The 26,074-nt window shown below is 70.3% G+C and carries 25 protein-coding genes; 4 read left to right on the top strand and 21 right to left on the bottom strand.

Annotation, left to right across the window (positions count from 1 at the left end):
• Nucleotides 1–28: 28 nt before the first annotated feature.
• The 17 genes from LV75_RS18725 to LV75_RS18645 all read right to left on the bottom strand — a co-directional run bounded on the left by LV75_RS18725 (nt 29) and on the right by LV75_RS18645 (nt 16,928).
• Nucleotides 29–718, bottom strand: a complete 690-nt coding sequence (locus LV75_RS18725) for a DUF2306 domain-containing protein (RefSeq protein ID WP_308211007.1) — start codon at nt 716–718, stop codon at nt 29–31.
• 97 nt (nt 719–815) lie between these two features.
• Nucleotides 816–3,215 (bottom strand): immune inhibitor A domain-containing protein, encoded by a 2,400-nt coding sequence (locus LV75_RS18720; protein ID WP_253888231.1) that lies wholly within the window; start codon nt 3,213–3,215, stop codon nt 816–818.
• A gap of 314 nt (nt 3,216–3,529) precedes the next feature.
• Nucleotides 3,530–3,955: an ester cyclase gene (locus tag LV75_RS18715; protein ID WP_253888230.1), complete on the bottom strand. Its 426-nt coding sequence runs from the start codon at nt 3,953–3,955 to the stop codon at nt 3,530–3,532.
• Nucleotides 3,956–4,004: 49 nt separating this feature from the next.
• Nucleotides 4,005–4,181: a sigma factor-like helix-turn-helix DNA-binding protein gene (locus LV75_RS18710; protein WP_253888229.1), complete on the bottom strand. Its 177-nt coding sequence runs from the start codon at nt 4,179–4,181 to the stop codon at nt 4,005–4,007.
• Between the two features lie 162 nt (nt 4,182–4,343).
• Nucleotides 4,344–5,297: a small ribosomal subunit Rsm22 family protein gene (locus LV75_RS18705; protein WP_253888228.1), complete on the bottom strand. Its 954-nt coding sequence runs from the start codon at nt 5,295–5,297 to the stop codon at nt 4,344–4,346.
• Between the two features lie 44 nt (nt 5,298–5,341).
• Nucleotides 5,342–5,824, bottom strand: coding sequence for a molybdenum cofactor biosysynthesis protein (locus LV75_RS18700; protein ID WP_253888227.1), 483 nt, complete (start codon nt 5,822–5,824; stop codon nt 5,342–5,344).
• Between the two features lie 9 nt (nt 5,825–5,833).
• On the bottom strand, nt 5,834–6,355 hold the full coding sequence (locus LV75_RS18695) for a hypothetical protein (RefSeq protein WP_253888529.1): 522 nt from the start codon (nt 6,353–6,355) through the stop codon (nt 5,834–5,836).
• 2 nt (nt 6,356–6,357) lie between these two features.
• The gene (locus LV75_RS18690) at nt 6,358–7,443 is read right to left on the bottom strand and encodes a hypothetical protein (protein ID WP_253888226.1); all 1,086 of its coding nucleotides are present in this window, start codon (nt 7,441–7,443) and stop codon (nt 6,358–6,360) included.
• A 36-nt stretch (nt 7,444–7,479) separates the two neighbouring features.
• Entirely contained in the window at nt 7,480–7,899 is a 420-nt protein-coding gene (locus LV75_RS18685; protein WP_253888225.1) for a FixH family protein, read from the bottom strand.
• Nucleotides 7,896–9,161 carry a DUF8832 domain-containing protein gene (locus LV75_RS18680; RefSeq protein ID WP_253888224.1) on the bottom strand — a complete coding sequence of 422 codons (1,266 nt, stop codon included), beginning with the start codon at nt 9,159–9,161 and terminating at the stop codon, nt 7,896–7,898. The genes LV75_RS18685 and LV75_RS18680 overlap by 4 nt, the downstream gene beginning before the upstream one ends.
• Before the next feature lie 91 nt (nt 9,162–9,252).
• Nucleotides 9,253–9,891 (bottom strand): response regulator, encoded by a 639-nt coding sequence (locus LV75_RS18675; RefSeq protein WP_253888223.1) that lies wholly within the window; start codon nt 9,889–9,891, stop codon nt 9,253–9,255.
• Nucleotides 9,888–11,057 (bottom strand): sensor histidine kinase, encoded by a 1,170-nt coding sequence (locus LV75_RS18670; RefSeq protein WP_253888222.1) that lies wholly within the window; start codon nt 11,055–11,057, stop codon nt 9,888–9,890. Before LV75_RS18670 ends, LV75_RS18675 begins: the two co-directional genes overlap by 4 nt.
• Nucleotides 11,058–11,097: 40 nt before the next feature.
• Entirely contained in the window at nt 11,098–12,651 is a 1,554-nt protein-coding gene (locus LV75_RS18665) for an amidohydrolase (RefSeq protein ID WP_253888221.1), read from the bottom strand.
• A 414-nt stretch (nt 12,652–13,065) separates the two neighbouring features.
• Nucleotides 13,066–14,280, bottom strand: a complete 1,215-nt coding sequence (locus tag LV75_RS18660; RefSeq protein WP_253888220.1) for an ATP-grasp domain-containing protein — start codon at nt 14,278–14,280, stop codon at nt 13,066–13,068.
• On the bottom strand, nt 14,277–15,257 hold the full coding sequence (locus LV75_RS18655; protein ID WP_253888219.1) for a glycosyltransferase family 2 protein: 981 nt from the start codon (nt 15,255–15,257) through the stop codon (nt 14,277–14,279). The genes LV75_RS18660 and LV75_RS18655 overlap by 4 nt, the downstream gene beginning before the upstream one ends.
• Entirely contained in the window at nt 15,254–16,261 is a 1,008-nt protein-coding gene (locus LV75_RS18650) for an NAD-dependent epimerase/dehydratase family protein (protein WP_253888528.1), read from the bottom strand. Before LV75_RS18650 ends, LV75_RS18655 begins: the two co-directional genes overlap by 4 nt.
• A gap of 283 nt (nt 16,262–16,544) precedes the next feature.
• Nucleotides 16,545–16,928, bottom strand: a complete 384-nt coding sequence (locus LV75_RS18645; RefSeq protein WP_253888218.1) for a YybH family protein — start codon at nt 16,926–16,928, stop codon at nt 16,545–16,547.
• 50 nt (nt 16,929–16,978) lie between these two features.
• Here LV75_RS18645 and LV75_RS18640 point away from each other — a divergent pair, with 50 nt between their 5' ends.
• A complete protein-coding gene (locus LV75_RS18640) occupies nt 16,979–17,977 on the top strand; it encodes a hypothetical protein (RefSeq protein WP_253888217.1) in 999 nt (332 codons plus the stop codon).
• A complete protein-coding gene (locus LV75_RS18635) occupies nt 17,974–18,774 on the top strand; it encodes a hypothetical protein (protein WP_253888216.1) in 801 nt (266 codons plus the stop codon). The genes LV75_RS18640 and LV75_RS18635 overlap by 4 nt, the downstream gene beginning before the upstream one ends.
• Here LV75_RS18635 and LV75_RS18630 read toward each other — a convergent pair.
• Nucleotides 18,765–19,505, bottom strand: coding sequence for a hypothetical protein (locus tag LV75_RS18630; protein ID WP_253888215.1), 741 nt, complete (start codon nt 19,503–19,505; stop codon nt 18,765–18,767). The genes LV75_RS18635 and LV75_RS18630 overlap by 10 nt on opposite strands.
• Nucleotides 19,506–19,626: 121 nt before the next feature.
• Between LV75_RS18630 and LV75_RS18625 the strand changes: the two genes are divergently transcribed.
• Together LV75_RS18625 and LV75_RS18620 are read left to right on the top strand one after the other, a co-directional pair.
• Nucleotides 19,627–20,439: a hypothetical protein gene (locus LV75_RS18625; protein ID WP_253888214.1), complete on the top strand. Its 813-nt coding sequence runs from the start codon at nt 19,627–19,629 to the stop codon at nt 20,437–20,439.
• A gap of 1 nt (nt 20,440) precedes the next feature.
• The gene (locus LV75_RS18620) at nt 20,441–21,625 is read left to right on the top strand and encodes a hypothetical protein (protein ID WP_253888213.1); all 1,185 of its coding nucleotides are present in this window, start codon (nt 20,441–20,443) and stop codon (nt 21,623–21,625) included.
• Here LV75_RS18620 and LV75_RS18615 read toward each other — a convergent pair.
• The 3 genes from LV75_RS18615 to LV75_RS18605 all read right to left on the bottom strand — a co-directional run bounded on the left by LV75_RS18615 (nt 21,609) and on the right by LV75_RS18605 (nt 25,974).
• A complete protein-coding gene (locus LV75_RS18615; RefSeq protein ID WP_253888212.1) occupies nt 21,609–22,628 on the bottom strand; it encodes a GNAT family N-acetyltransferase in 1,020 nt (339 codons plus the stop codon). The genes LV75_RS18620 and LV75_RS18615 overlap by 17 nt on opposite strands.
• On the bottom strand, nt 22,625–23,296 hold the full coding sequence (locus tag LV75_RS18610) for a hypothetical protein (RefSeq protein ID WP_253888211.1): 672 nt from the start codon (nt 23,294–23,296) through the stop codon (nt 22,625–22,627). The genes LV75_RS18615 and LV75_RS18610 overlap by 4 nt, the downstream gene beginning before the upstream one ends.
• A 125-nt stretch (nt 23,297–23,421) precedes the next feature.
• Nucleotides 23,422–25,974 (bottom strand): terpene synthase family protein, encoded by a 2,553-nt coding sequence (locus LV75_RS18605; protein ID WP_253888210.1) that lies wholly within the window; start codon nt 25,972–25,974, stop codon nt 23,422–23,424.
• Nucleotides 25,975–26,074 lie beyond the last annotated feature (100 nt).

Here is a 26,074-nt window from a genome sequence, read left to right as displayed (position 1 = left end):
CGGACTGCTGTTCCCCACGGCTCCCAGGCTAGCGAGCGACCCGGCGGCGCCGGCGGACAAACCACTCAACCGCCACCAGCGGGATGGTCCACCCGAGCCAAGCGGTGATCCCGGCGATCGCCTGCGTTAGCGCTACCTCGCTGCCCCCGAACATCGTGTCGAGCTGCGGTGTGAGCACAAGAGCCACAACCGGACCCCAGACCCGGTTGGTGATGGTCGAGAGTGTCAGCACGTAGCTGCGCACCATCCAGACCCGATGCGCCTCGAAGTCCCTCGCCCGGGCCCGCCGGTACCCCATGACGGTCGACACCAGCCACAACGAGGCCAGCAGCACGTGGCTCACCCGTGCGATCGGCCCGAACGGCGAGGTCACCCCCACGACCAGACCAGCTGCGGCTGCCGGGAGCACGCCCCCGAAGACGTAGATCCGGCCCACCCGTGCGTGCAGGTGCCGGTAGTGCTGCCTGAACCACGGCCACACCTGGAGGAAGCCTGCCACCATCGCCACGGCCCCGAAGGTGATGTGCACGAGCAGTGCCGGGTAGTGGAAGTCGAACCCGGCGGGCACACGGGACTGCGCCGGGTCGAACGTCAGGTAGGGCGGCAGGGAGAAGGCCAGGAACAGGGTGATGAGGGCGGCTACCGGGATCGCCCAGGGCGCACGGGTCATGTTGATCACGCTAAGAGCGCCGAGCGCGGCGAACCATGCGGTAAGCACGAGGGCCGGTGGTGGGGACAACCCCACCACCGGCCCTCTTACTCCTCGTGCGGCGCAATGGCATGCCCCGCCACAGCTACCAGGAGCTTGGTACCAGTTACTTCTTCTTGCTCGGGAAGACCCGGATCTGCAGCGACGTGCCCTCCTGCTTCAGCACCTTGATGCTCACACCGGCGGCGGGCAGCTTGACCCCCGCGGTCGGCTGGGCGGCGTTGAAGTAGGACTTGGTGTCGTCGAACAGCGGCTGGGCCTCGGTCCCGCGGATGTAGCTGGCCCGACCACCCGCGTAGAGGGTGAACGAGTCCGACTTCTGCAGCGAGAACGGAGCGTCGTAGCCCGCCACGCGGGGCCGCCATGCCTGGCCCTGCAGGTTGTAGATGGGCTCCGGGTGCGAGTCGACCACCGACAGCAGACCCTCGCCCGGGTGGACGGAGGCGTTGTTGTCCGGCTGGGAGGTGTCCCAGTAGGTCACCAGCAGGCCGTCCTGGTACGGGAAGCGGGTCGCCCAGTTCGGGCGGCTCGGGTCGCCGTAGTCGTACGGGCCGGGCTGCAGGTACTTGTCGTACCCGGTGTAAGTCCGGTTGCTGGCCACGTAGAAGTGGTCGTAGTTCGCGGTCTCGGTACCGGTGGTGATCCGGAAACCGGCCGGGGTCCAGCCGTTGTTGCCCGCCTCGGCACCATCGGTGAACAGCGGCGCGCCGTCGGCGACGACGGAGATCTCGTCGGCGAAGAAGCCGTCCAGGGCCACGCCGCCGTCGGTGCGGTAGCGCAGTCGGATCTGGGCGTCCTTGCCCGCCAGCGAGGTCAGCGGCACGGCGACGTCAACCCACGCGTTGTTCGTGGTGTTGGTGATCGCCGGGGTGCCCACGGCGTCGCGGGTGAACGGCTTGCCGTTCGCCACACCGTCGAGCGCGGTCCAGTTGGCGCCACCGTCGGTCGAGGCCTCCACGAACAGGAAGTCGCAGTCGCAGTCCTCGATGTCGTAGCGCGCCTTGAGCTTGAGCTCGGCGGAGGTCTTGCCGGTGAGGTTCACCGACCGGGTCAGCGAGTTCGACAGGTTGTCGCCCTTGCTGCTCCACCACATCTTCGTGCCCGCGAACGGCGTGCCGTAGCTGGTCGAGACCTGCTTGTCGGGCAGGACGACGACGACGCCCTGGGCCTTGTCGGTGTTGTACGCACCGGGGCCGAGGTCGATCTTCTTGTCCTGACCGGCGACGACGGTCTCGTAGTCCAGCCACCCCAGCTGCAGCTTGTCCCACGCCGAGAGGTCGTTGGCCCGCAAGCCGATCGCCTCGTTGGTGTTGGACACGCGGCTCTGGCCCATCAGCGACCACCAGTTGATGCCGTTCTCCTGGGCGCCGCCCGGGCCAACGGTGTCGTAGTGGTCCGGCAGACCGAGGTCGTGGCCGTACTCGTGCGCGAACACGCCGAGGCCGCCGTTCTCGGGCTGCATGGTGTAGTCGCCGACCCACAGGCCGGTGGTGCCGATCTGCACACCGCCGAGCTTGTTGTTGACCGGGCCGGTGGTGTTGCTGGAGAAGGCGTACCAGCGGTGCGCCCAGATGGCGTCCTCACCCTGGGCGGGATCGGCGTCGGACTGGTCACCACCGGCGTGCACGATCTGGAAGTGGTCCAGGTAGCCGTCGGGCTCGTTGAAGTCGCCGTCACCGTCGAAGTCGTAGCGGTCCCACGTGTCGTACGACGCGAGGTCGGCCTTGATCGAGGCGTCGGTGGCACCGGCGGCCTTGCGGTCGGTGACCCACTGCTGCAGCGCGTCGGAGACCAGGTACCAGGAGTTGCCGCAGATGCGGCCGGGGCAGGGGTAGCCGTCGGAACGGCCGTACCGCGCCTCGTTGTACTTGACCTTGACCCAGTCGGTGACCTGGCCCTCGACCGAGTAGCGGCCGGAGGAGGCCTTCTCGTAGAAGGTCTTCAGGGACTCGGTGTTCGCGCCCTGCGCGAAGTACATGTCCTCGAAGTGCTTCTTCGAGTAGTCCGCCTGCCAGATCGTCTTGTTGTCGACGGCCCGGTTGGGCTTGGCGATCTGGTTGTGCCGCGGGCCGTCGTAGCGGGCCGGGCCGGGGACGTTGGGGTTGGTGTCCTTGTCCGGGAAGTCCGGGTGCCGCTCGTCACCGAACTCGGCGAGGACCACGAAGATCTTGTCGGTCTTCTCCCGCGCCAACTCGACGTACTGGTCGACGCCCTTCTTGCCGGTGCTCTTGTTCTTGGCCGAGGCGGCGGTGCCGACCTTGACCACGGTGCTGGCACCGCGCTTCTCGGCGCTCGCCTCACCGGAGAGAACCTTGGCCAAGCCCTCCTGGCGCAGCGCGCGGCGCTTCTCCTCGAGCGGGGACACCACCTCGTCGGCGTGGTCCGCGGCGGCCTGGGCAGCCTGTTGGGGTGCGACGGGGGCTGCGTCAGCGGCACCGTTGACCACCACCGCCCCGGTCCCGACCACCGTCGCCGCGGCGATCGCGACGACCAATCTTCGGCGCACTCATTCCTCCAATTTCGTGGGGACGACTCCGGGTGAAGCCAGGCGAAACTGTAAGGGAGCGCGACCTATGCAGGTATCACGACCTGATTACAAGAGCCATTCCAGCCATCACATTCACCTATAGCACCGAGTGATGCTCCGAATGGCGCAAAGGCCGGTTGAACCGGCCGGACCAGGGCAATCGAGGGGTGCAGGTGGGCGGCTCGGCGACCACAGCGGGGAAAGAAGATTTTCACAGTTTTGTCAGATAAACCGTGAACACGGCGGGGACCGGTCCAACAAATTGCGCGAACTACTCGTCGGTCACCGACAGATCAGTCGTCGAGTTCGACAACAAGATCCCCGGTGATCTGGCGGTGGATGGCGGCCATGTCGAAGTAGTCGCGCTCGGCGACGATCAACCCGTCGCGGACCTCGACGACGTGGCAGGCGAAGCTGGCGACCCGGCGGCCGGTGGCGGCGAGCGGGCCGAGCGGGCCCAGGTGGGTGCCCACGCAGCGGACCTCGACGAAGGAGGTGGTGCCGTCGGCGCTGGGGTGGAAGTCGCGGTAGTCGAACACCACGTCGGGGAAGGCGGCGTGCAGCGTGCGCATCACCTCGACCGGCTGGTCGGTTGAGGTGTACCGGGTGCCGGTGACGTCGGTGTAGAGGTAGTCGGGGTGGTAGTGCGCGCGCATGGCTTCCCAGTCGTAGACATCGATGGTCTGCCAGTGCGCGCGGTGCACGGTCGAGGCGTTCATGCGGTCACGCTAGGGACGACCGCGGTGGCGCGGAACAAGATCCACCCGGTCAGGTGGTGTCCGCGTCGGCGCCGAGCTGGTCGCGCAGCCGCTGCAACGCGCGGTGCTGGGTGATGCGCACCGCGGTCGGCGACATGTCGAGCTTCTTGGCCACCTGCTCGGCGGTGTGACCACCGACCACGCGCAGGTGCAGGATCCGCAACTGCAACGGGGTCAGCACGGCCATCGGGTCGGTCGAGTCACAACGGGGCCCGGGTATCACGAGCCGCCTGCCGTGGGGCGTCTTGGGCGTCCGCATGCCGATGGGACGCCCCCGCCGGACGGGCATGACGCCACTTACGTGCGAATTTCTCCAACAGGGCTCAGGTTACGAGGGGTGCACACTTCGTCACGGCCAGGAGTCGCCCCAAGACGTGTCCCGGGCGGCCCTATAGGCGGCGGGGTCGCGCTTGCTGACGATCGTGTCGTTGAGCCCATCTGGTCCACACAGCCTCAAGGACACCAAGCCCTTGCGCTTGACGGGGTGCCGCAACACCCGGCCTGGGGCACTGGGCCAGGGTTCGCGGGTGGCGGCGACGTAAGAGAACTTCTCGTCCTCGAAGTTCAGGGTGGCCGTCTTGAGCCGCTGGTGCAGGGGGCTGCGACCGAGGCGGGCGGCGAAGTGGCACCAGTCCTGTCCACGCGGGATAGGACACCCGTCGCTGTGCGGGCACGGGGCGACGATGTGCATGCCCGCGGCCAAGAGGACATCCCGCGCGGCCATGATGCGCTCGTACCCGGCAGGGGTACCGGGCTCGATGACCACGGCGAGGGTGGCGGTCGCCATGGCGCGGACGGTGTCGGCACGGGCACGGTCGGTGAGCTCGCTGAGCACATAGGACAGGGTGGCCACGTCGACGGGCGGCAGTTGGAGGTCGTTGATGGTGGCGCGCTGCCACCGCACGCGTCGGACGGCGGCGTTATCGGCGTGCTCGGCGAGGCGCCTGCCCAGGGCCATCGCCTGAGTGGACTGGTCGAGCACGGTGAGCTCACCGAGCGAGGGCCACACGCCGGTCGCCGCCCACACCGCCGCGCCGGTTCCTCCACCGATGTCGACCATCGTGCGCGGCTCGTAGTCGGGCCTGAGGTCGGCGACCTCACTGAGAGCCGCCGTGACGGCGGCATGTGTGGCAGGCATCCGGTAGGCCGCGTAGGCAGCGGCGGTGACCTCGGCGTCGAGGACCAAGGACGAGGGGTCCACACCGGTGCGGTAGCGGTGGATGAGGTGCTGCGCCGAGTCCGCGAGGCGTTTGGTCGGATACCGCGCGACCTCGGCATCAAGGGCGTCGGGCAGGGTGGCCATGGCGGTCAATCATGCCGGGAGCAGGCGGGCCTGCCGGGGTCGGGCTAGGTGTGCCGCGTGAACGTGGCCTGCCCTACCCGCAAGAGGCCGTCTGTGAGGGGGGTGCACCGGGCGCCGCCTTTACCCCGGAGAGCGCGGAAGGCGCCGGGGGCGAGCACGGTGTCCATCCAGCGGCACGGGGTGGCGGCGGTGTGGGCCTGGAAGCGGATCGGGCCGTCGCCGGTGTCCAGGGTGAACTCGGCCTTCTCGCGGGCCAGCAGGTCCACGTCGATACCCCGGACGATGATGTTGCGGCGGGTGTTCAGCGGGTCGCCGCCGATGTCGGCCAGGGACTCCACCGCGAAGAGGGTGACGGCGGCGGCGCGGTGGGCGGGGCGGTTGAAGTAGCGGTCACCCACCAGGCCCAGACCGGCGCGGACCCGGACCTCGGGGCGCGACACCGGTTCCGGGTCCGGCCGGGGACCGTCCTGGGGGCGGCCCTCGTAAGCGTGGACGGACGAGACCACCAGAGCGAGTACCTCGGCCATGCGGTGACCCTACCCAGCGAGCACGGCCTTCCTAGTGCGGCGCCAGGCGACGGCGAGGAAGACCACTAGGCCCAAGAGGGGCACGGTGCTGATGCCCCAACTGAGGCCCATAGGCGGGCCTGGCTGTTCCAGGACGGCGAGGTCGGCGAGCCTGCCTTCACCGACCCCTTGTGGGCCGTCCACGCGGAACTGGAAGGTGTACTTGCCCGGCTGCTGCATGGCCCGCACGTCCAGCCCCCACACGTCGCGTTTGCGGGGGTGGCGGGCCAGGGGTTCGCGCCAGGTGTCGTCGGGGGCGGTGACGGTGAGGACGCCGGACTTGCCCTGGACGCCGCCGTCGACGGCGAAGGTGAAGTCCAGCGATTGCTGGGCGCGGACCGGCCAGGTGCTGAAGCCGACCACGATCGGGTAGGGGCCTGCCTGGACCTTCTCGGTGTGCACGATCCCGACCGGCTCGTAGGCGTTGGCGGTCGGCGCGGCGATGACGAGCAGGGCGGCGGCGGTGGCGAGCGCGGTGGCGAGCTTGCGCACGGTCATGCTCCTTCCGGTCGGGCGCCAGCGGCGAGGCGCAGCATCCGGCCGAACCGGGTGCCGAGGTGGCCCGCGAGCAGGCCGAGGACGGCCGCGACCAGGGCCGTGGGCAGCAGGTCGTCGACGGCGGGGGCGGGGATGCCGTAGACGAGGGCGTCCTGGAAGTCCTGGAGGACGACCAGGGCGACACCGGCCAGGCCGCCCGCGACCGGCGGGGCCCACCGGGCGGTGGTGGCCAGCAGCGGATAGGTGAGCAGGGCGATGAGGATCAGCGCCATCGGCATGAGCGCGGGCATTGTCGGAACGCCCGAGATGTAGTCGCGGACCGGGAGGTCGACGGCGTCGGCGTAGCGGCGGGTCGCCCAGGGGGAAAACCACCAGGAAATGGCCTGAATGACCCCGAGCGCCACCGCGACCGCGATTCCACCTTTACGGATGAATCCGGCACCGGAGAAGAGGATCAACGACACGAACCAGGCCATCGCGACGTGCATCGAGTCGACGGTGTCGGAGAGGTCCTGGAATGCGACCGCGGTGATGGTGGTGAATCCGGCGAGCAAGCCGAAAGCGGCGAAAACGCCCAGCCGTCCCCACAGTCGATCACGGGACGCGGCGAAAACGATCACGGTGCCGACGAGGGTCATCGCCACCGAGAGCAACAGGCCGACGTGCGGGGGTGAATCGATGACCGCGTCGAACCCGTAGATGCCGTGCCACCACTGGTCCCACAGCCCGTAGAGCAAGAAGGCGGCGGCACCGCTACCGGAGACCAGGTAGCCCAAGGGGGCCGTGAAGACCCGGCCGAACACACCGACCGGCACGCCACCCACCGTGGGGTCCGGTACCTGGCCCGCGCGCCTTGCGGCGGTCGTCATCAGCACAGCGGTCAGGCTCGCCAGGCCGGAGACAGCGCTACCGGCGTAGAGGAACAGGTGCGGGAGGGTGAAGAAGGTGTCCGGGCCGACGTCTTCGTGCCACTGCACGTCCCACGTCAGTCCAGTGAAGGTGAGCAGAGCACCGACGAACAGCACTACCGCGGCGGTGAGGCCACGGGTGCCGGTCGCGGCACTCGGTGTCTGTGTGTCCATGGTCCTTCCTCGCAGATCACTAGATGCGGGTAGAGCTCAGACGACTAGCGAGAAGACAGCGCGCTCAGTGGTGTTCCTGTGGCGGATCGTGACGGTCAGCTCCCACGGGCCGGTCATGGGCAGATCTATGCGTTCGGCGCGGTAGTGGCCCGGTTGGCCTGCCTTGGCCGCAGTCGGAGTGAGCGCGGTGGGAGTAAGAGCGTGGCCCATGTCGACCATGACCGGTTCCAAGATGACCTCGTCAGCGGCGATCAACGTTCCACTGAGGTCGGCGACCTCAACATCGACGGTGTTGGTGCCCACAGCCGGGTCGGTAACACTTAGCCGCACCGAGTAGCTGGTGGTCCCCGCGTGAAGGTCGACGGTGTCGTCACCGGGGGCGACCCACCAGATGATGAGCGCGCCCGCGAGCAGGGCGACGACGACGGTCAGGACGCTCTTGCCGAGGCGGGTCATGGCTGTGCCTCCACGTCGAGGGTCGTGGGGATGGTGAGGATCGCGAAGTCGCGTTCAGCCTGGAACCAGGCCAGGTAGCGGCCGGGGCGGGGGAACGTGAAGGTGAAGCTGACCTTCGCCGGGTACGCCGCGACGGTCTCGTCCGGTTGGGTGCCCGCCGTGGCGGTGGTCATGGCGTGAACGTGCGCCCAGACGTCCTGGGTGGGCAGCGGGCCGACAACGATGAGGTGGCCACGCATGCCCAGCCACGGCTGGAGGTCGTCTTTCCCGGTGAAATCGGCGGTGAGCGTGGCAGGGTCGCCTGCCACGAGCGGGCCTACCGTGACGGTTCCCGGCGTGGCTTTGCTTAGCGGGACCGCGTCGCCTGTGACGGTGATGTCGGCGCGGACCTGTTGTGTGCCACCGCCGACACGGGCCACTTCGGCTGCCATGACGTAGCGACCTGGCTCAGTTGGGGTGAACTGCGCGCGGTAGTCACCGGGTGCGGTCCGGACCGGGTGCACGTGGGCGAGGTTGCCCGTGGGGCCGACGATGGCCAGGTGGATGAGAGCGCCGTGGTGAAGGACGATGTCATCAACCGGCCTCCCGGTAGCGCCATCGGTGACCGATAGCGCCAACGTAACCGGGCTGCCGGTGGTCGGGTTGTCTGCTGTAACGGCAAGGTTGACCGGCGGCCGCGCGTTATCCTGTGTGGACTTCGCGGGGATGGTCGGCGACAGCAGCGCTGCCGTGACAGCGACCGACAGTGCTGCTACCAGCCCGGCCGCCGGGACGAGTACTAGCTTGCCTCCCCTGGCGGCAAGGACAAGACCCCCGATCAGGAAGATCCCTGCCGCGACGAATCCGCCATAGACCGCGCGTTCCCAGGCAGGGACAACACGTTCCGGCACCGAGAACGGGATACGCGCGGTATGACTACCGTCGTCGATCTCCAGTTCCCAGTAGCCGAACCGATCTACGCGGAGCAGCGCGGACGAGGGCCCGATCCCGAGGTCGATCGTGGCCGTGCTGGTGGCGCGCGCGCCCGCCGGTACCGCGCTCAACCGCAGGGTGCCGAGCGGGCTGCCCACGTGGTTGATGATGTCGACCTGCAGCGGTGCGGGCGCGCCGTCGGTCCGGCGCACCGTGACCGTCAGCTCCCGCTCCCCCAACGTTTGCGCTACCGCGACGTCCGACCCGACGGGGGCGCCATCCGCCCAGGCGGGCGTGCCGGTGCCGCCCAGGCCGAGCAGAACGAACCCCCACAGGGCGAGAAGCCGCATCCCCTTCCCCACATGATCGACGGTACCGAGCCGGGGCCCGACCGTCGTCACGACACGAGGGGATCGACGGGTCCCTCGCGCGGGGGACCCGTCAGGGGACCAAACCGTGCCGGTGGGCGTAGACCACGGCGTGCACGCGGTCGCGCAGGTCGAGCTTGGCCAGGACGCGGGAGACGTGGGTCTTCACGGTCTCCTCGCCGATGGTCAGCCGCTCGGCGATCTCGGCGTTGCTCAACGCCTCGGCGACCAGCAGCAGGACCTCGCGCTCGCGGGAGGTCAGCCGGTCGTGGCCCGCGTCGGTCGGCCGGATGCTGTCGGTGAAGCGGGCGGCCAACCGCCTGGTGACCGACGGGTCGATCAGGGCGTCCCCCCGGGCGGCGACCTTGATGGCGGACACCATCTCCTCGGGCGGCAGGCTCTTGAGGAGGAAACCGCTCGCGCCGACCCTTAGCGCGCGATAGAGGTACTCGTCGAGGTCGTAGGTGGTGAGTACCAGGACCTTGGTGTGGTTGTTAGCCACGATCTCCTCGGTGGCGGCGAGGCCGTCCATCCTCGGCATGCGCACGTCGAGTACCGCGACGTCCGGCCGGTGCACGCGCGCCTGCTCGACGGCGGCGGCACCGTCACCCGCCTCCGCGACGCAGATCAGGTCGGGCTGGGTGTCCAGGACCGCGCGGAGGCCGGAGCGGAACATGGCGTGGTCGTCGGCCAGCAAGACGGTGATCGTCATGTCAGGTCCTTACCATCGAGTGGCACGATGACCTGGACGATCCAGTGTGGACCTATAGGACCGCACTCGACTGTCGCGCCGATCAGGGTCGCGCGGTGTCGGATGCCTGCCAGGCCCCTGTGTCCCACCTCAGCGGGCTTGGATGCGCCGAGATCGTTGGTGATCGCCAGGCACAGACTTCCATCCGCGCGCGCGAGCTCGAGGGTGGCCCCCTCGCCGCCGCCATGGCGTAGCGCGTTGGTGAGCGCCTCTTGGGCTATCCGGAACAAGGCAATGTCAACCGAGCGCGGCACCACTACCCCGGTGCCGGAGGTGACCAGCCGGGTGGGGAGGCCGGCGGATCGGGTGAGGGCGACCAGATCGTCGAGGTCGTCCAGGCCAGGTTGGCGGACGGCACCATCGTCGCCGTGGTGGAGCAGGTCGAGGAGGCTGCGCAGACTCCCCATGGCGGAGCGGCTGGCGGTCTCGACGGCGGTGAGGGAGGTTCGGAGCCGGTCTTCCGGGCGGTCTCGTAGCGCCAACCGGGCCGCGCCCGCGTGGACGTTGATGGCGCTGACGTGGTGCGAGATCACGTCGTGCAGGTCTCTAGCGATCGCGCTGCGTTCTCGCGCCACGGCCAGCCTGACGGCCTCACGCTCCTCCGCCTGGCGGTTCGTCTCACGCTGTTCCAACTCGGCCAGGTGTCCCCGCCGCGCGGTGGTGTGCCTACCGACCAGCCAGGGCAGCACACCGCTGGCCAGCACATTAAGCACGGTCGGCCACCAACTCCCCGGGTAGGCGAAGCGCTCAGCGGCGAGCCCGCCCGCGATGAACATCAGAGCAACAACGGCCTCTGTCGTCCCCAACCACGCCCCGGCCCGATACCCGGCGACGAGGATGCCCACCTCGTTGACGTTGCCGTGGGCGCTGTAGGTCTGGCCGAGTGGTCCGATCAGGAACGGCCCGATCCCCTGCACCAGCGCGTGGGCGACCGCCACTGCCCCAGACCACCGAGCCGGTGTCGCCAACGCCCCGTCAACGACGAGAGCGAGCCCCAGCACCGCCCACCCGAACGGGTCCGACAGGACCCAGGGGCACTCGGCCAGGATGACCCCGACGTCGGCGACGACGCATACGAACGCCACGATCAGGGCCTGCCGCTTCAGCACCACCGCCGTGTCCCGCACCCCCACAGCTTGGCATCCCGCGCGCCGTGGACGGCGAAACTCACCAGAGTGGGGCGCCGTGGACGATGGCCCCGTCGATGGCGGTGGCGACCACGGGGATGTCGCCGATGCTCGCCGGGTCGACGGTGTGCGGGTCGTCAGCGAGGACGGTCAGGTCGGCGAGCTTGCCTTCCACCAGCGACCCGACGCTGTCCTCCATCCGGCAGGCGCGGGCGGCGGTGATCGTGAATGCGCGCAGCGCCTCGGCGACGCTAACGGCTTCCGCTGGGCCTACCTCGTTGCCCTTGCTGGTGCGACGAGTGACCATGAACTGAATCGCGCGCAGTGGGGCGCCATTGGTCACCGGACGGTCAGAGCTACCGACCAAGTCAACCCCGTGGTCGAGGAACCCCTGGCCGCGATAGAGCCAGTCGGCACGGTCGGGTCCCATCACGGCGGCGTAGTCGTCACCGTTGTAGTAGAGGAAGCCCGGCTGCACGACAGCGCTGATGCCCAACTCGGCGAACCTGGGTAGCTGGTCGGGGCGGACCGCCCCGGCGTGCTCGATGCGGTGCCGGGCGTCGGTCCGCGGGTAGCGGCGCTGGGCGTCGGCGAGGGCGTCGAGGGCGAGGTCCACGGCCCGGTCGCCGATGGCGTGGACGGCCAACTGCCAGCCCGCGCGGTGCCCGTCGACGATGTGCGCGACGATCTCGGCCGGGTCGGCGTAGAACTGCCCGCTGTCCGCGGAGCCCGCGTACGGGCTGGTCAGCGCCGCCGTGCGGGCCATCATCCCGCCATCGGCGAAGATCTTCAGCGCCGAGATGCCGAGCCGGTCCCCGCCGAACCCGGTGCGGATGCCCAGGTCCATCGCGCGGGGCAGGTCGTCACCGGGGTGGGCGCCCAAGTCGCGCAGCAGGGATGCCGCCACCATGAGCCGCACCCGCAGCGGTAGATCCGCCCGCTGGTAGGCGGCGAGCTCGACCGGGCTGTGGCTGATGAGCCCACCACCGATGCCCGCCTCCGCCACGGTCGTGACACCCTCAGACAGGCAGATAGCGGCAGCGGTCGAGATCGCGGCGGCCATCTCCGCCACCGAGTAGGGCTGACGCAGCACCCGCGCGGCCGCCATACCGCTCTCGGCGAGGAACCCGTTCTCGTGCTCGACCGACAGCTCGGCGAGCACCGCGTGATTGACCACGCAGGCGTGCCCGGAATCGTGCAGGAGCAAGATCTTCCGCCCGCGCGCGACGCTCTCCAACTCATCGGCGGTGATATGCCTACCAAGAGGCCGTTGGTCGTACCCAACGACATCAAGCCACTCCCCCGGTGCCCCCGGAGCCTGATCGATCGCAGCGAGCACCTTGTCGACGCTCTCGCACGGCGCCACGGAGAGCGCGTTCTCCTTCAGCCCCGCCCACACCATGTGGACGTGCGCATCGACGAACCCCGGCACCACGGTAGCGCCGCCGAGGTCCACGACCCGCCGCGCGGGAAGCCCATCAAGCTGCTCATCAACACCGACGATCCGACCCCGCCACACCCCAAGCCTGCGGGCCACCGGCCGCTCAACACCCATCGTGTGGAACGTCGCATCACGCAGCAGCAGATCCAGCATGCCCTCACACTAGCGGCGCGGCCCACGAGACCACTTGCACTTACCGCCGATGCCCTCTGCTCGATGGGCTGGCTGCACACAGCCCGCCAACCTGCCCCTGTTCCTGCTCGATGGGGCAGCCGTGCACACCACCACCACCACGAACCCCCGCCCCAACCTCACCACCCTGCCACTGCTCGATGGGGCGGACTTGTTTTGCGTGGGGGGACAACACCCGTAGCGTCGTCAGCGGCAGGGCCTGCTTTTGGGCCCCTGCTTTGCGGTTCTGCGTCGGGTGTTGTAGGGGCCCCGCGCAAAACAAGTTCGCCCCATCGAGCCAACCGCACTACCAACCACCACGGACCACGTCGATGACCGGCGCCATCGAGCCCACAGCACTACCCAACACCCATCAGAGCGGCGGATCTCCGAACCTCACACAGGAACCGTCGCTGGCGCCACTACAAGGTCCAGCACCTCAAGAGCCCCGTTCAGGTTCTCCTCAAGTTCCGCCCGCGTAGGCGCGTGCACGACCAGCCACCCCAGCTTGCGGCCCGCTTCGGTGAACGGCTGCACCACATCGCCCGGCGCTGCGAACACGTCCACGTCACTTACGCCGGGCAACTTCGCCACTTCGGACAAGTCCCCGACCGAGACCAGCTCGCCCGGCTCCTCCAGCGGCGAGGTCAACACGTGCAGCCGGGCCACCTCGCTCCGGTCGCGCCGCAGCTCGACCGGTTCGCCGATGGCCAGCGACACCAGGGCCTCGACGCAGTCGACACCCGCCACGGCGTGCGCCAGGCGGGGGAAGCCGTTGCCCGACATGCGGGCGCCGACCTCGAGGATGTAGCGCGTGCCGTCCGGGGCGACGATCACGTCGAAGTTGGCGGGGCCGTCGGTCAGGCCCATCGCCAGGCACAGGGCGTGCGCGTCGGCCAGCAGCGCGGTCTCCACACCCGGGTCCAGGTCGGCAGGCGCGACGTGGCCGCCGATCAGGAACCGCGGCCCGGGCACGATGTGCTTCTCGGTGATCAGGGCCAGCGCGAGCTCGCCCCCGGCGAGGAACACGTTGACCGTGTAGTCCTTGCCCCGCACCAACTCCTCGACGATGACCTGCCCGCTCGGGGAGTTCACCGCCGCGTTGTGCAGCGCGGCGTCCAATTCGGACAGATCATCCACCCGCAGCACACCGCGGCACCCCGACGCGTCGGTCGGCTTGACCACCAGCGGCAGCCCGAACCCCGCCGCCGTGGTCGCGAGGTGCGCCAGGTCGTGCGACTGCGCCCAGCGGTACACCGGGACACCGACCGAGGCGGCCAGGGCGTGGAAGGCCGACTTGTCCATCGACACCGACGCCGCCGACGCCGGGTAGCGCCACGGGGTGGCGAAGTGCTCCGACAGGTGGTGCCAGGAGTCCAGGCAGGTGTCCGCCGCGGTCGACACGACCCCGGCGATCTCCTCGCCCGCCAACGCCTCCGCGATCGCCTGGTGGTCGGTTGTGGACAGTTGCAGGAACCGGTCGGCCAACGCGATGCCCGGCCGGTCGGCGCGCATGTCGACCGCGATGGTCGGCAGACCGCGGCGGCGCGCCTCGCGGAACAGCACCACCTGCTCCTCACCCGCGCCGAGCACGATCAGGGCGGGGGTCATGAAGCCACCTCGAGGTTCGGTCGCCGCACGGGCGGCGGGACGGTCGACGCGCCGCGGTCGAGGAGGTCCTCGTCGGCGACCGGGAGGTTGGCCTCCCGGATGTAGTAGATCCGGCGGGGCCGCGCGTCCAGCATCCGGCGGTGCAGGTAGCGGCCGACCAACGCGGTCGACGCCATGCCGAGCGCGCTGGTCAGCACCGCGGCGATCAGCAGCGCCGTGCCCGACACGACACCGAACGCGCCGAGCAACGACAGCACCGCCGCGATGGCGAACACCGCGGCCGCCGTGCCGTACAACACGTTCAGCGGCCGCCACGAGAAGCCGAACAGCAGCTCGAACGCGTCGCCTGCCAGCCTGCCGAAGCGGAACTTCGACGTGCCAGCGGTGCGCGGCGCGTGCGCCACCGGCACCGTGGTGTACCGCGCGCCGATCTGCGGTGCCTTGGCGACGAAGTGCGAGTTCCCGGTCGGTAAGTCCACAATGGTCCGACCGACCGCGGTGCGCACCACCCGGAACGAACTCGCCCCCTGCGGCACCTCGATGCCCAACAACCGCCGGGCCACCGAGTGCGTGCCCGCCGCGCCGACCCGCCGCAGCCACGAGTCCTGGCGGTCGCGGCGCACCCCGAACACCACGTCGTAGCCCTGCGCCGCGGTGTCCAGCAGCGCCCAGGTCTCCTCGGCCGGGAACTGCAGGTCCGCGTCCAACTGCACCGACCACGGCCGCGAGGCGTACCGGAACCCGGCCGTCACCGCGGCCACCAGGCCGAAGTTGCGCGCGAAGGAGATGTAGCGGACCCGGTTGTCGGCCGCGGCGAGCGCCTTGATCCGCGCGAGGGTGTCGTCGCGGCTGCCGTCGTCGATGAACAGCAACTCGAACCCGTCGATGCCGCCCAGCGCCGCGCACACCGAGCGGTAGGCCACGTCGACCTGCTCGCCCTCGTTGTAGCAGGGCACGATCGCGGTCAGGCCGGTCACATCAACCTGCTCGACCAGGTGCGCGGGGTCAGCTCGTTGACGATCTCCAGTTCCAGGTTGTAGTCGAACTCGCGCGGCCCGGTCCGCTCGATCCAGCCGACCATCTCGGTGAGCCCGTCGCGCAGGCCGACCTCGGTGCGGTAGCCCAGCAGGCGGCGCGCCTTGTCGGAGCTGCAGGTGGCGTGGTGCACCTCGAGCGGGCGGGCGGGCATGAAGATCGGGTCGCAGTCGACGCCGACGATCGAGCAGATCTCCTGGGCCAGGGCCAGCACGGTGACCTCGCCCTCGTCCGGGCCGACGTTGATCGTCTCACCGGTGATGGCGGGATCGATGCCCAGCTTCGTCAAGCAGGACACCACGTCGGAGACGAAGCTGAAGCAGCGGGTCTGGCTGCCGTCGCCGTAGATGATCGGCTGCAGCCCGCGCAGCACCCGGTTGATCATGATCGCCGCGACGTTGCGGTACGGGTCGTCGAAGCGCTGCCGGGAGCCGATGATGTTGTGCGGCACGGCGATGTTGTGCTCCATGCCGTGCACCCCCGCGATCGCGCGCACCTGCAGGTCCGCGGCGTACTTCGCGATGCCGTAGGGGGTCAGCGGCACCGGCGTCATGTCCTCGGTGAACGGCGGCACCAGCTCGCCGTAGCGCGACATCGACGAGCAGTGCACGAACCGCGACACCCCGGCGCGCACCGAGGCCGAGAGCATCGCCACGGTGGCACTGGTCGTGTGCTCGTGCACCAGGAACGGCGAGAACACCGAGAGCCCCTCGTAGGGGGCGGCCGCGCAGTGGTACACCAGCTCCACGCCGTCGAACAGCTCCGGGTGCGCGAGCGCGTCCCGGCAGTCGACTTCGTGGAACTCCACCCCGGCCGGGATATTCTCCTTGAATCCATCGATCATGTTGTCGATACCGCGAACGGAGTAACCGCGGTCGAGCAAATCATCGGCCAGATGACTGCCGAGAAAACCCGCCACTCCGGTTATCAGGACCGGTTTCCCCATTGCCGCGAACCCCTCCTCAGCCGACGGCGACCCGGCGTCGGTCACGCCTGGTCCCAGCGGCGCCCACCGGTGAGGTGGGACACCGCGTTCGTGGTCCGGTCACGCTGCGCCGAACTTGACCCGGTTTCGCTTGCGCGCATGGCGGATCCGCGCCGATGTGGGTTCGGCGCCGTTGTGCGAGTCGGACTTGCCACGAAGTGACGCGGACTATAACAACGCTTTTGAGGTGGCAAAAGGGTCATGCACGCCGGAATTCCCCGGCGCGGGTGAGGAGGCGGAGAAACTACGCCGGACGGCCGATCGTGCACTGGTCGTGAATGAGTAGCCAGCGCCCGGCCTCGGCGACGAAGGTCAGTCCCATGAGGAACCGGGACGGCTCGGCGCCCGGCTCGCCGACCACGGTCACCGCCAGCACCCGGGTCGCGGTGGTGGCCGTGGTGGTGGCCAGGACCGGCTCGGTAGCGTAGGTCCAGTCACCGTCGGTGAACCACTCCCGGTGGAAGGCCACGACCTCCTCGGCGCCGCGCAGGATCCGTCCGGACGGGATGATCACCGTCACGTCCGGGTGGACGGTCGCGGCGAGGGTGTCGAGGTCGCGCCCGGCCACCGCGCGCAGGTGCGCGTCGATGGTGGCCTCGGCGTCGGACTGCCAGTCCTGGACAGGCACGGTGGTCCTCCGGGAGAGTGTCGCCCGCGCGGGTGTCTCCCGCGGGGTCGGTGGAGCGTAACGAGGAGATCATGCACGGGGAACTGCTCGATCCCCTCACCGAGGCGGTGCCCCCGGACTGGGACCGGTTCGTGACCTCGGTGGGCGCGCCGGTGCTGTGGCGGGCGGCGCCGCTGACGACCGCGGCCTGGGCCAGCCAGTCGGCCACCGTGCTCGCGGTCGTTCGCGATGGGACGGACGTGGTTGCCTTGCTCCACACCAGGTTCCTCGGCGCGGGCGGCTACCGCCACTACCACCGGGCGGGCTCGGTGCCGCGCGCGGGATTCATCGAATGCCGCCTCGCGCCCGCCTCGATCGCCGGGCACCTGTTCGCGGTCGGGCTGGACGCGGCGGGCAAAAGGGCCGCCGTGCTGGCGTTCGAGCGGGCCGTGCGCGCCCGGCACCGGGTGGCCGGATTCTGCTACCGGCACGTGGGATCCGACGACGTCGCCGCCTTCGACCGCCGGACCCGACGGGTGCTGGCCGTCTCACCGGACACGGTGCTGTCGACCGAATGGTCCAGTGTGGAGGACTACCTGAGCACCCTTCCCGCGAAGTGGCGTTCGCAGTTGCGCAAGATGCGCAGCGGGATCACCGCCACGCGGGCGATCGTGGACACCGTGCCCACCGCGGAGGCGGCCCGGTTGATCAACCTCATCCGGTTCCGCCACCAGCGCCGCGCGGTCGTGCGCACCCCGGTCCCCGAGCACTACCTCGAGCACCTCAACGCCGACCCGGCGACCCGGTTCGCGACCTACTCCGACGAGTCCGGGCTGCTGGCGCTCTCGACGGTGCACGACAACGGAATCGATCTGACCATGAGCTACTGGGGCGCCCGCGACCGGGTGGACGGCGACGTGGCGAACCTCTACTTCGACCACTACGTCGACCTGGTCGCGCACACGATCTCGCTGGGCAGGGCCACATTGCGCCCCGGCAAGGGGATGGCCAGGATCAAGGAGCGCTTCGGCGCGCGACCGGTCGCCAGCAACCTGGTGGTGGGCTGGTGACCCCGCTGGCCAGGCACGCCCGGATGGCGGCGACGCTGCTGGGCCGTTCGCCGGAGCGGGAGGCGCTGTCGCCGAGGTGCCCGCAGTGCGGCCGGGACGGGACGACCGTGGTGTACCGGCTGGGCAGGCGCTCGGCCCGGTTCTGGTGCGCCCGCTGCGAGGCCGTGGTGTCCACCCGGGACCTCGACGCGCTGCGGGCGGCCCCCAGCGGCCCCCCGCCCGCACCGCCGGACCCGCACGCCAGGTACCTGGCCCCGGACGTGCTCGCGTGGGCGCGAACCGCGGCCGGGAAAGCGCTCGCGGCGGCGGAACTCGACCGGGCGACCTACTACCAGCTGCACAACCGGTTCGACCGAATGGCCGATGGTTCCGTCCACAGTGGCCTACCGCCGGTGTCGGCCATCATCGGTCGGCTGCACGAACGGTGCTACCGGGTGGACCACGTGGTCGCCGACCTCGGCGACGACACCGACGCCGCCCGCGAGCGGGTCGACCACGCCAGGCGCTGGCTCGCGGGCCCCGGACGCGCCCAGTGCTGGATCGTGTCACGCCGGGCGCAGGACCTGCCGGACGCGGCCGCGGTCGACGAGGCGGCGGCGGTCTACCTGCGCGGGGAACCCCTGGAACGCGAACAGGCTTCAGCGTTGCGGTCGGGACTGTTCGGAACCGACGGTGGGCCGCGCCCGGTGGCGCTGCTGGAGCTGTTCACCGCCGAGGAGATCTCCGCCGCGGTGCGGGATTACCGCGACGGCGCGCAGCCCTTGCGGGACGCGGTGTTGGCGGCGCTTCAGGCCTGAAGGACGGGTGTGCCGTGCACGGGACACTCCCCCACTCGGCCCAACCCGACGTCGACCGCGACCCGCACCAAGGTCGGCCTGCGCCGCTTCAGCGCGGTGACCAGAACGCCGGTCTCCCCTGGTGAGACGTGGAAACGACGCCAGAGCACGTGCCACTGGCCGCAACTGGTCGGTCGCGCGGCGAAGTAGCCCAGGTGCCGGTCGTACAAGACGGCGGGGCTGCCCGGGTCACCCACCTTGCTCAGCCTGCGCACGATCGTTGTAGCGGTCCCGATCCGGGACTGGACGGCAGCGGCCACGTCCGGCGGGGACACCAGCAGCGCCCGCCCGGCCGCGACGAGCGCACGGGCCGGACCGTCCGAGGCGGACACCTCGACCGCGGTGGCCGTGGGTGCGAGCACCGCCGCGTACCGGGGCCCCAGCGGTCCCAGGCGCTCCCACGGCACCAGCGCCGAGCGCACCTCGACCACGGCTCCCCCACCGGCACCGCACCCGCGCACCGCGGCGGCGAGATCAGCGGGATCCCCGGTCCACAGCGTGGGTTCGGCCGTGGCCCGGTAGGGCCGCGACAACGGGCACAACGCCCACAGCCGCCGCTCCAGCTCCGCGGTCGGCACCGGCGCCAAACCCAGGCCGCGGGCGTGCCGCTCCCTGTAAAACGGGACCTCGCGCACCGCCCGCGCGCCCACCGCGGCGGCCGCCCGTTCCCAGGCCAACTGGGAATATCCCATCCGGCCACTCCCTCCCCGGGTGCTCCGATTGGCCCCACCGCTTCGACCAGGGGGCCGATCCCCCTTCCACGCAAGGGATTCCCGCGTATTATGCCCATTCTGGATCGGGGCAACACGGGGCATGGAGTTCAACGGCATGGCGGATACCGGCACGGGCCTGCGCGCGCACAGGACGTTCATCATCATCACCGCTCTCGCGTTCGCGGCGGCGGGCGCGGTCTGGTTCGGGTTCCCGCACCAGAAATCGATTCCGAACATCTGGGTGCTGCTGGCCAAGCTCGTCCCGTTCGTGCTCGCCGTCGAGGCGATCGCGGCGATGCGGTTCAGCCTGGCGGTCCGGCACAAGATCGCGCGGGTCGCGGTCCCGCTGTGCTTCCTGGTGTACTTCGCCTACTTCGTCCCGCAGATCTTCTTCGCCGCGGCCAACGAGAAGAGCTTCTACTACCTGGTCCTCACCCTGACGCCGTTCCTGATCCTGGCGCTGACGCTGTCGCACCGCCTCGGCGGCGGCACCCCGGGCGGGGCCCGCAGGCTGGGCTACGCGATGATCGTGCTGCAGCTCTCGGGGCTGGAGGACCTGGCGTTCCTCACCCTCAACCCGCACACCGACCCGGCGTGGACGCCGATCCCCGAGGTGTGGACCTGGGCCGACCACATGACCGTCCGACTCGGACACCCGGCGACGAAGTACGAGGCGTTCGCGCTGATCATCGTGCACGTCGTGGTCGCGGTGCTGATCCTGACGCTGCCGGACCGGGTGTGGCGCAAGCTGGTCGGCCGCGGCAAGGCGGCCCCGGTGTCCGGCGAGTCGTCGCAGGCCAGCGGGTCGGCCAAGGCCGACGCCGCGAGCGGGACCGACTCACACGGAGCCGACTCACACGGGGCCGACTCGGCCGGGACCGACGAGTCGCCCGCCGTGACCAGCAAGGGCTGAGGTGCGGGCCGCCCTGCGGGTCATCGCGGGCCGTGGGGCGGCCCGAGCCGGTATCCAGCTGTCGATGGTGGCGCTGCTACCGGTCTGGGGTGCCGACGACTTCGGCCGCTACGTCGCGGCCACCGGGACCTTCGCCTGGTTGCAGACCCTGGTGCTCGGCGTGGAGAAGTCCGCGCTCACCGCGGTCCCCCGCACTCGGATGCTGGGGCCGCAGGTAACCCGGATGCTGCTGATCCGGGCGGCCTTGCCGTTCGCGATCGGGCTGCTGATCACCGCCGCGCTACTACCCGTCGGCGGACTGGTCGCCCTCTATGCGGCCGCGGCGACCAACGCCGCCGGTTTGGGCCTGTTGTCCGTCTTGGCCGCCGTGCACCGGCTGGCGTCACGACCCGGGCGGGACACCGCGGCGTTCTTGAGCTACGCGGCATGGGTCGTCGGGATGGCCGGACTCGCCGCTGTGGGCCTATTGCGTCCGGTGAGCTACCTGCTCGCGTTGACCGGCGGGCTGATCGTGGTGTGCGCGGTGCTGGCGGCCCTGGTCCCCCGTGACCGTCCACACGAGACCCGGCCTGGTTTGGCGACGCTGCTCAACCGGCGCGTGTTCTTGCTGGGCTTCTCCGATGTCGCCGACACCGCGGGCGTTTCAGTGCTTTACATCGTTTTGGCGGTGGCGGCGAAACCGGCGGAGACGGCACTGGTGTACGTGCTGATCCTGGTGTCGAGCGCGCTGGGCGCCTTCGGCGTGCTGGTGCTGCGACTGATCCAACCCGCGACGTCACTGCGCCTGCGCGGCACGGGCGGGGTGGGCGGCAGGGCCCTGGCGCGGCGGATCAGCGGGTGGACGGCGGTGATCGCGAGCCTGGTGGTGGTCACCGTCGCCGTGCTCGGGACCCTCGCCCCGGTGTCGGACAACCGGATCCTGCTCGGGGTCGTGGTACTGGTCGAGATGACGACGTTCTGCGCGGTCGTCTACGCGGTGTTCCTGTTGGAGAACACCAACGGGTCCGTCCTGTCGCTGACCACCAGCGCGGCGCTGGCCTCGCTCATCGCGACCTCGGTCGCCGCCATCGCCGCGACGGGACCGCTCGGCGCGGTCGGCGCGTTCCTGGCGCTGGTGGTCGGCCTGGCGACCAAGGCGATCGTGCTCCACACCAGACTGTCCAGAGAGGTCACCACGGTCGGATAGGGACCGCCATCGCCGCCTGGTCGGCCGGGACCGCGCCGAGGGACTGCTTCTCCTGCGCCTTGCCCTTGCCCAGCTCGACCCACTGCTTGCCCCCGGCGATGGCCCAGTCGACCTGCTTGGCCAGGTGGTAGAAGTACAGGTACTTCGCGCCGCCCTGCTCGGCGGGCCGCTGCGTCCAGGACCGCACGATCGGCACCGTCGGGTGGTCCAGCGCGGTGCCGAACGCGATCAACTCCCCGCTCTGGCGGTCGATGTAGCTGGTGGAGTGCACGTCCGGCTGCGCGACCAGCGCCCGCAGGTACCCGCTGAGGATGCGGACCCGGGGGATCAGCTTGCCACCGTACTTGTCGTCGTTCCAGCGCATCGCCTCGATGACCCGGACCTCGTCGAGGGTCGTGGTGCCGGTCTCGATCCGGATCTCGAGGTCCTCGTTCTCCCGCACCCGGCGGAAGATCCCGCGCAGGTTGCTGCGGCGGCTGCGGCTCAACGTCATCAGCCACGCCTCCGGGTCCGACCAGGCGTGGACCGGGAACCGCCAGATCCGCTCGGTCGGCCGCACCACCCGCAGCCGTCCCGCCTGGGCCGCCTGCTCCTCGGTGACCTGCCGCAGCACCAGGGCGAGGCAGCCGGGGCCGAGTTCACGGCGCATCGCGCGGGCGTACGCCTCGGTGAGCACGGTGATCGGGAGGTCGTCGGCCAGCCACCAGCCGGGGACCGCGCCGCTGCCGGGTCCGCGCACGTGCACCGCGCCCACCCACGGCCGCGACCCGGCGGCGGCGAAGGAGAACCGGTGCAGCGGCGCGCCGAGCCAGGCCGCGTTGACCACGGCTTTCGGGGTGGTGCCGTCGAAGAGCACGGTGATCAGCTGGACGGTCCTGGCGCCCCAGGCCTGGGCGGCGAGGACCTCCCAAGCCCAGTCCGCGCGCAACCCCGCGGTGACGCGCAGTTCCCGCCAGTACGGCGGTTCCGGGTCGGTCCTGGGGTCGAAGATGTCAGCCCTCACGCGGCGATCACCGGGGTCCGGTGCTGGGGGCAGCGGTCGACCCGGCCCTCAGCGCCCCCTGCGGGCACGATGTCCACCAGGCGCGGGGAGCGTTGCAGCAGCAGGGTGAACGCGAGTCCGAGCGGGGTTTCCCGGGCGTAGACCCGGGGCCAATCCAGGTGCCAGTTCCCGCAGTCGCGGACCCCGCCCAGCACGCCGAGCAGGTCGTCGACCAGCAAGCCCTCGGTCCCGCGCTCGCCGGGGGTGACCAGGGGGACCCGGGGAATCCCCGCGGCGACACCGGCCAATTGCGCCGGGGTGCCGACGGCGAGGAGATCGCCCCGCGGTTCGTCCGGTGTGGACTCCAGCGCGAGCCCGCGCGGGTGGTGCGGCGGCACGGCACCGATGATCACCGTGTCCGGGGTGACCCTGGCGCACTGGTGCAGCACCATCTCCAAGCCGCGCAGGGGATCCACCTCGGCGGACCCGCCCGCGAGGGGCACCAGGTCGGGTAACCGCCCGCTGACCGCGGCGGCCGGGACGGCGCCGCCGTGCGCACCGGTCCGACCGCTGACCACCACCGGCTCGGTGCGACCGTCCACGGCCCACAGCTCCCGGTAGAACGGGACGGTCGCGAACGACGACCGCACCACCTGGCGGTAGAGCGCCCGCCACCCGAATGTCCACACGATCCCGAAGTGTGCCACGCGGACCGCGCGGCGCAGTGGGCCCCGCTCGGGATTGGGCCGAGCGGACTAGGCGCTGCCCGACAAGCCGGGCGCACGCACCAGACTCACAGGACAGCGCCCAGCGCTTAGCTTTCGGTGGCGGCGCTCGCGGTGCGGGTCGGCGGGGTGACCCGGGCGGCCGCTGTCCCCAGACCCGCGGGGCGGCGCTGGAACTCGGGGCCGCCGGGGACGGGCCGAGCGGGCGCGGGGGCCTGCGCGGTGGCGTACGGGATCCGTGCCTCGGTCCGGAGACCGACGGGGTGGCGCGGCAGCGACGGGGTGCTGGGGACCTCGACGTGGTTCGTCGGGGTCGGCAGCTTCACCCGGGTCTCGGCGACCCCGAGCCCCGCGGGCTGGGACGCGCCCTCGACGCCGCTGCGCTGGGCCGCCAAGGCGACGGCGCTGGCCGGTTGCGGCGAACGCGGCGGGGTGATGATGGTGAACGCGGCGGTGCCCAGGCCGCTCGGGCGGCTCTGGAAGCCCGGGGTGCCCGGCGCGCCGGGGCTCTCCGGGAAGTGGCGCAGCAGGTCCGACTCGGCGTAGCGGCGGCACCCCTCGTGCCACTCGAGGATGCCGGAGAGCCAGTTGCGCAGCTCCTCGGCGTACCCGAGCAGGGTGTTCTGCGCCTCGGCGCCGAGGTCGAAGTCGGCGAAGAGGGCGGGCAGGCCGGTGGCGGTCACGTGCTCGAACTCGCGCATCCGGGAGTCCATGAGGTCACCGACGACCCGCATCGCGGTGTCCGGGTCGGTGTCGAAGAAGTTCTGCACCACCAGGACCAGGTTGTGGATCTCGCCCTCGAACTGGATCTCCTTCTGGTAGGAGAAGATGTCGTTGATCATGCAGGCGTAGTCCATGGCGGCGTTCTCCATGGCCAGCACCGGGCGGCTGCGGTAGACCTCGGGCGGCACGGTGCGGCCGTGGCCGATGCGCGAGAGGCTCATCGTCAGCTCGGAGCCGAAGGTGTGCCTGCGCATCTCGATGTAGTCCACCGGGTCCGGGATGCGGTTCTGGTAGGAGTTGGTCAGCTCCCACAGCCAGCTGTCCACCATGACCTCGATGGCCTCGCGGAACCGCGCCCGGTTGTCCAGCGCCATCGGGGCCGAGGTGCGCAGCCACAGGTCGAGCAGGGCCCGCTCCAGGGCGTTGACCGGCTCGGGGGTCGGCTCGCCGTCGATCGGCATGAACTGGGAGAAGCGCTCGGTCTGCGCCTTGGCCGCCGGGTAGTGCGCCGGGTCGCGGAAAACGACCGGGTAGTAGTCGTCGCCGTAGGTGCCCCAGGACAGCCAGCCCGAGGAGATGTCGAGCGCCTCGGCGGTGGCGTCGGGGTGGATGCCCGCGGCGCACAGCGGCAGGTCGTAGTCGCGGAAGCGCTCCTCGTCCCACAGGCCGGGGATCTCGTCGATGATGCCGACCGCGTGGCCCCAGGCGATCACGTTGTCCCTGGCCGCGTCCAGGTGCGGGTTGGAGCGGACCGGGAACGGCATCCGCAGCTGGGGGCGGGCGACCGCGCCGACCTCCTCGAACGGGACGTGGGTGAAGGAGCGTTCGCGCTGCTTGTGGGTGGCCAGCAGCGACGGGATGATCCGGGCGGCGGAGGTGCCCAGGCCGAGCGGGCCGCCCAGGACGCCGGTGCCGGGGGCGCCGCCGCCGTTCATGTAGCGGCTGGAGCGCATGTGCCACTCGTGGCCGCCGGACTGCCAGTCCTGCAGGCCCTTGACGTAGGCCAGCACGCCGAGCCTGCTCGCCGGGTCGATGGCGTGCTCGTCGAACAGCGGTGGCAGCTCGGTGAAGGTGGTGTGCTCGAACTGGTGCAGCCGGGAGGTCAGCAGGTCGTTGACCCGCTCGGCCGCCTCCTGGGTGCCGATGCCGAGGAAGCGCTCGAACACCAGCACACCGTTGCTGAGCTCACCCTCGTCGAGCACCTCGCGCTCGTAGGAGAACAGGTCATTGCGCAGGTGCACGGCGTCGGCGAAGGTGTCGCGCAGCACGTGCATCGGGCGGCTCTCGGAGATCACCGCGGGCACCTGGGCGCCGACGGCGTGCTCGACCAGGTTCGCCGACCAGGGGGCGCCACCGACCTTGCGGCGCATCTCGATGTACTCGAGCGGGTTGGACACCCGGCCCTCGTTGATGTTGGCCAGTTCCCACAGCGACTCGTCGAGCAGGTTCTTCGTGCTCTCGACGAAGCGGCGCCGCCAGTCGGCGGACATGGCCGGGGTGGTGCGCCCCCACAGGTCGGCCAGCCCCGCCTCGACCGGGTTGGTCGGCTCCTCGGTGATCGGGCCCTCGACCGGCATGAACAAGCGGAGCCGGTCGAGGTAGGCGCGGGCGCCGGGGATGTCGCGGGTCCGCTTGAACAGCTCGAGGAAGTGGTCGTCGAAGTAGAAGACCCAGACGTACCAGTCGGTGATGAGGTCCAGCTCGGTGGCGTCGCAGTCGGGGTGGGTATAGGCGCACAGCAGCGCGTAGTCGTGGGCGTCGAGGTCGGCCTCGGTCCAGATCATGGTGCCCTGCTGCGGGACGTCGATCATGTCCATCGAGCGGGCCCAGGTCTTGGTGTGCGCGCGGGCGGTCTCCAGGTTCGGGTTCAGCCGCGCCGGGTAGGGCATGTAGAACTCCGGCAACTGGAACGGCTGCATCGACGACCCGACCTTCCTGGGGCGCGCGCCCCCGACGACCTCGGACGCGGTGAAGAGAACCAGTGCTCGCCACGGTGAGCCAACCCCCTACCGCCGAATC

The sequence above is a fragment of the Actinokineospora diospyrosa genome (genome assembly GCF_024171925.1).
In the GTDB taxonomy this organism is placed as follows: domain Bacteria; phylum Actinomycetota; class Actinomycetes; order Mycobacteriales; family Pseudonocardiaceae; genus Actinokineospora; species Actinokineospora diospyrosa.
The sequence above is the reverse complement of the archived record's forward strand: the minus strand, read 5'-3'. Positions and strand labels throughout refer to the sequence as shown.

Bases quoted from the DNA above. Each gene is read 5' to 3' on its own strand.
- LV75_RS18715 (WP_253888230.1), bottom strand. From the start codon at position 3,955: ATGAACGCCTCGACCGTGCACCGCGCGCACTGGCAGACCATCGATGTC.
- LV75_RS18710 (WP_253888229.1), bottom strand. From the start codon at position 4,181: ATGGCCGTGCTGACCCCGTTGCAGTTGCGGATCCTGCACCTGCGCGTG.
- LV75_RS18705 (WP_253888228.1), bottom strand. From the start codon at position 5,297: ATGGCCACCCTGCCCGACGCCCTTGATGCCGAGGTCGCGCGGTATCCG.
- LV75_RS18700 (WP_253888227.1), bottom strand. From the start codon at position 5,824: ATGGCCGAGGTACTCGCTCTGGTGGTCTCGTCCGTCCACGCTTACGAG.
- LV75_RS18690 (WP_253888226.1), bottom strand. From the start codon at position 7,443: ATGGACACACAGACACCGAGTGCCGCGACCGGCACCCGTGGCCTCACC.
- LV75_RS18685 (WP_253888225.1), bottom strand. From the start codon at position 7,899: ATGACCCGCCTCGGCAAGAGCGTCCTGACCGTCGTCGTCGCCCTGCTC.
- LV75_RS18680 (WP_253888224.1), bottom strand. From the start codon at position 9,161: ATGCGGCTTCTCGCCCTGTGGGGGTTCGTTCTGCTCGGCCTGGGCGGC.
- LV75_RS18675 (WP_253888223.1), bottom strand. From the start codon at position 9,891: ATGACGATCACCGTCTTGCTGGCCGACGACCACGCCATGTTCCGCTCC.
- LV75_RS18665 (WP_253888221.1), bottom strand. From the start codon at position 12,651: ATGCTGGATCTGCTGCTGCGTGATGCGACGTTCCACACGATGGGTGTT.
- LV75_RS18660 (WP_253888220.1), bottom strand. From the start codon at position 14,280: ATGACCCCCGCCCTGATCGTGCTCGGCGCGGGTGAGGAGCAGGTGGTG.
- LV75_RS18650 (WP_253888528.1), bottom strand. From the start codon at position 16,261: ATGGGGAAACCGGTCCTGATAACCGGAGTGGCGGGTTTTCTCGGCAGT.
- LV75_RS18630 (WP_253888215.1), bottom strand. From the start codon at position 19,505: ATGGGATATTCCCAGTTGGCCTGGGAACGGGCGGCCGCCGCGGTGGGC.
- LV75_RS18625 (WP_253888214.1), top strand. From the start codon at position 19,627: ATGGAGTTCAACGGCATGGCGGATACCGGCACGGGCCTGCGCGCGCAC.
- LV75_RS18605 (WP_253888210.1), bottom strand. From the start codon at position 25,974: ATGCAGCCGTTCCAGTTGCCGGAGTTCTACATGCCCTACCCGGCGCGG.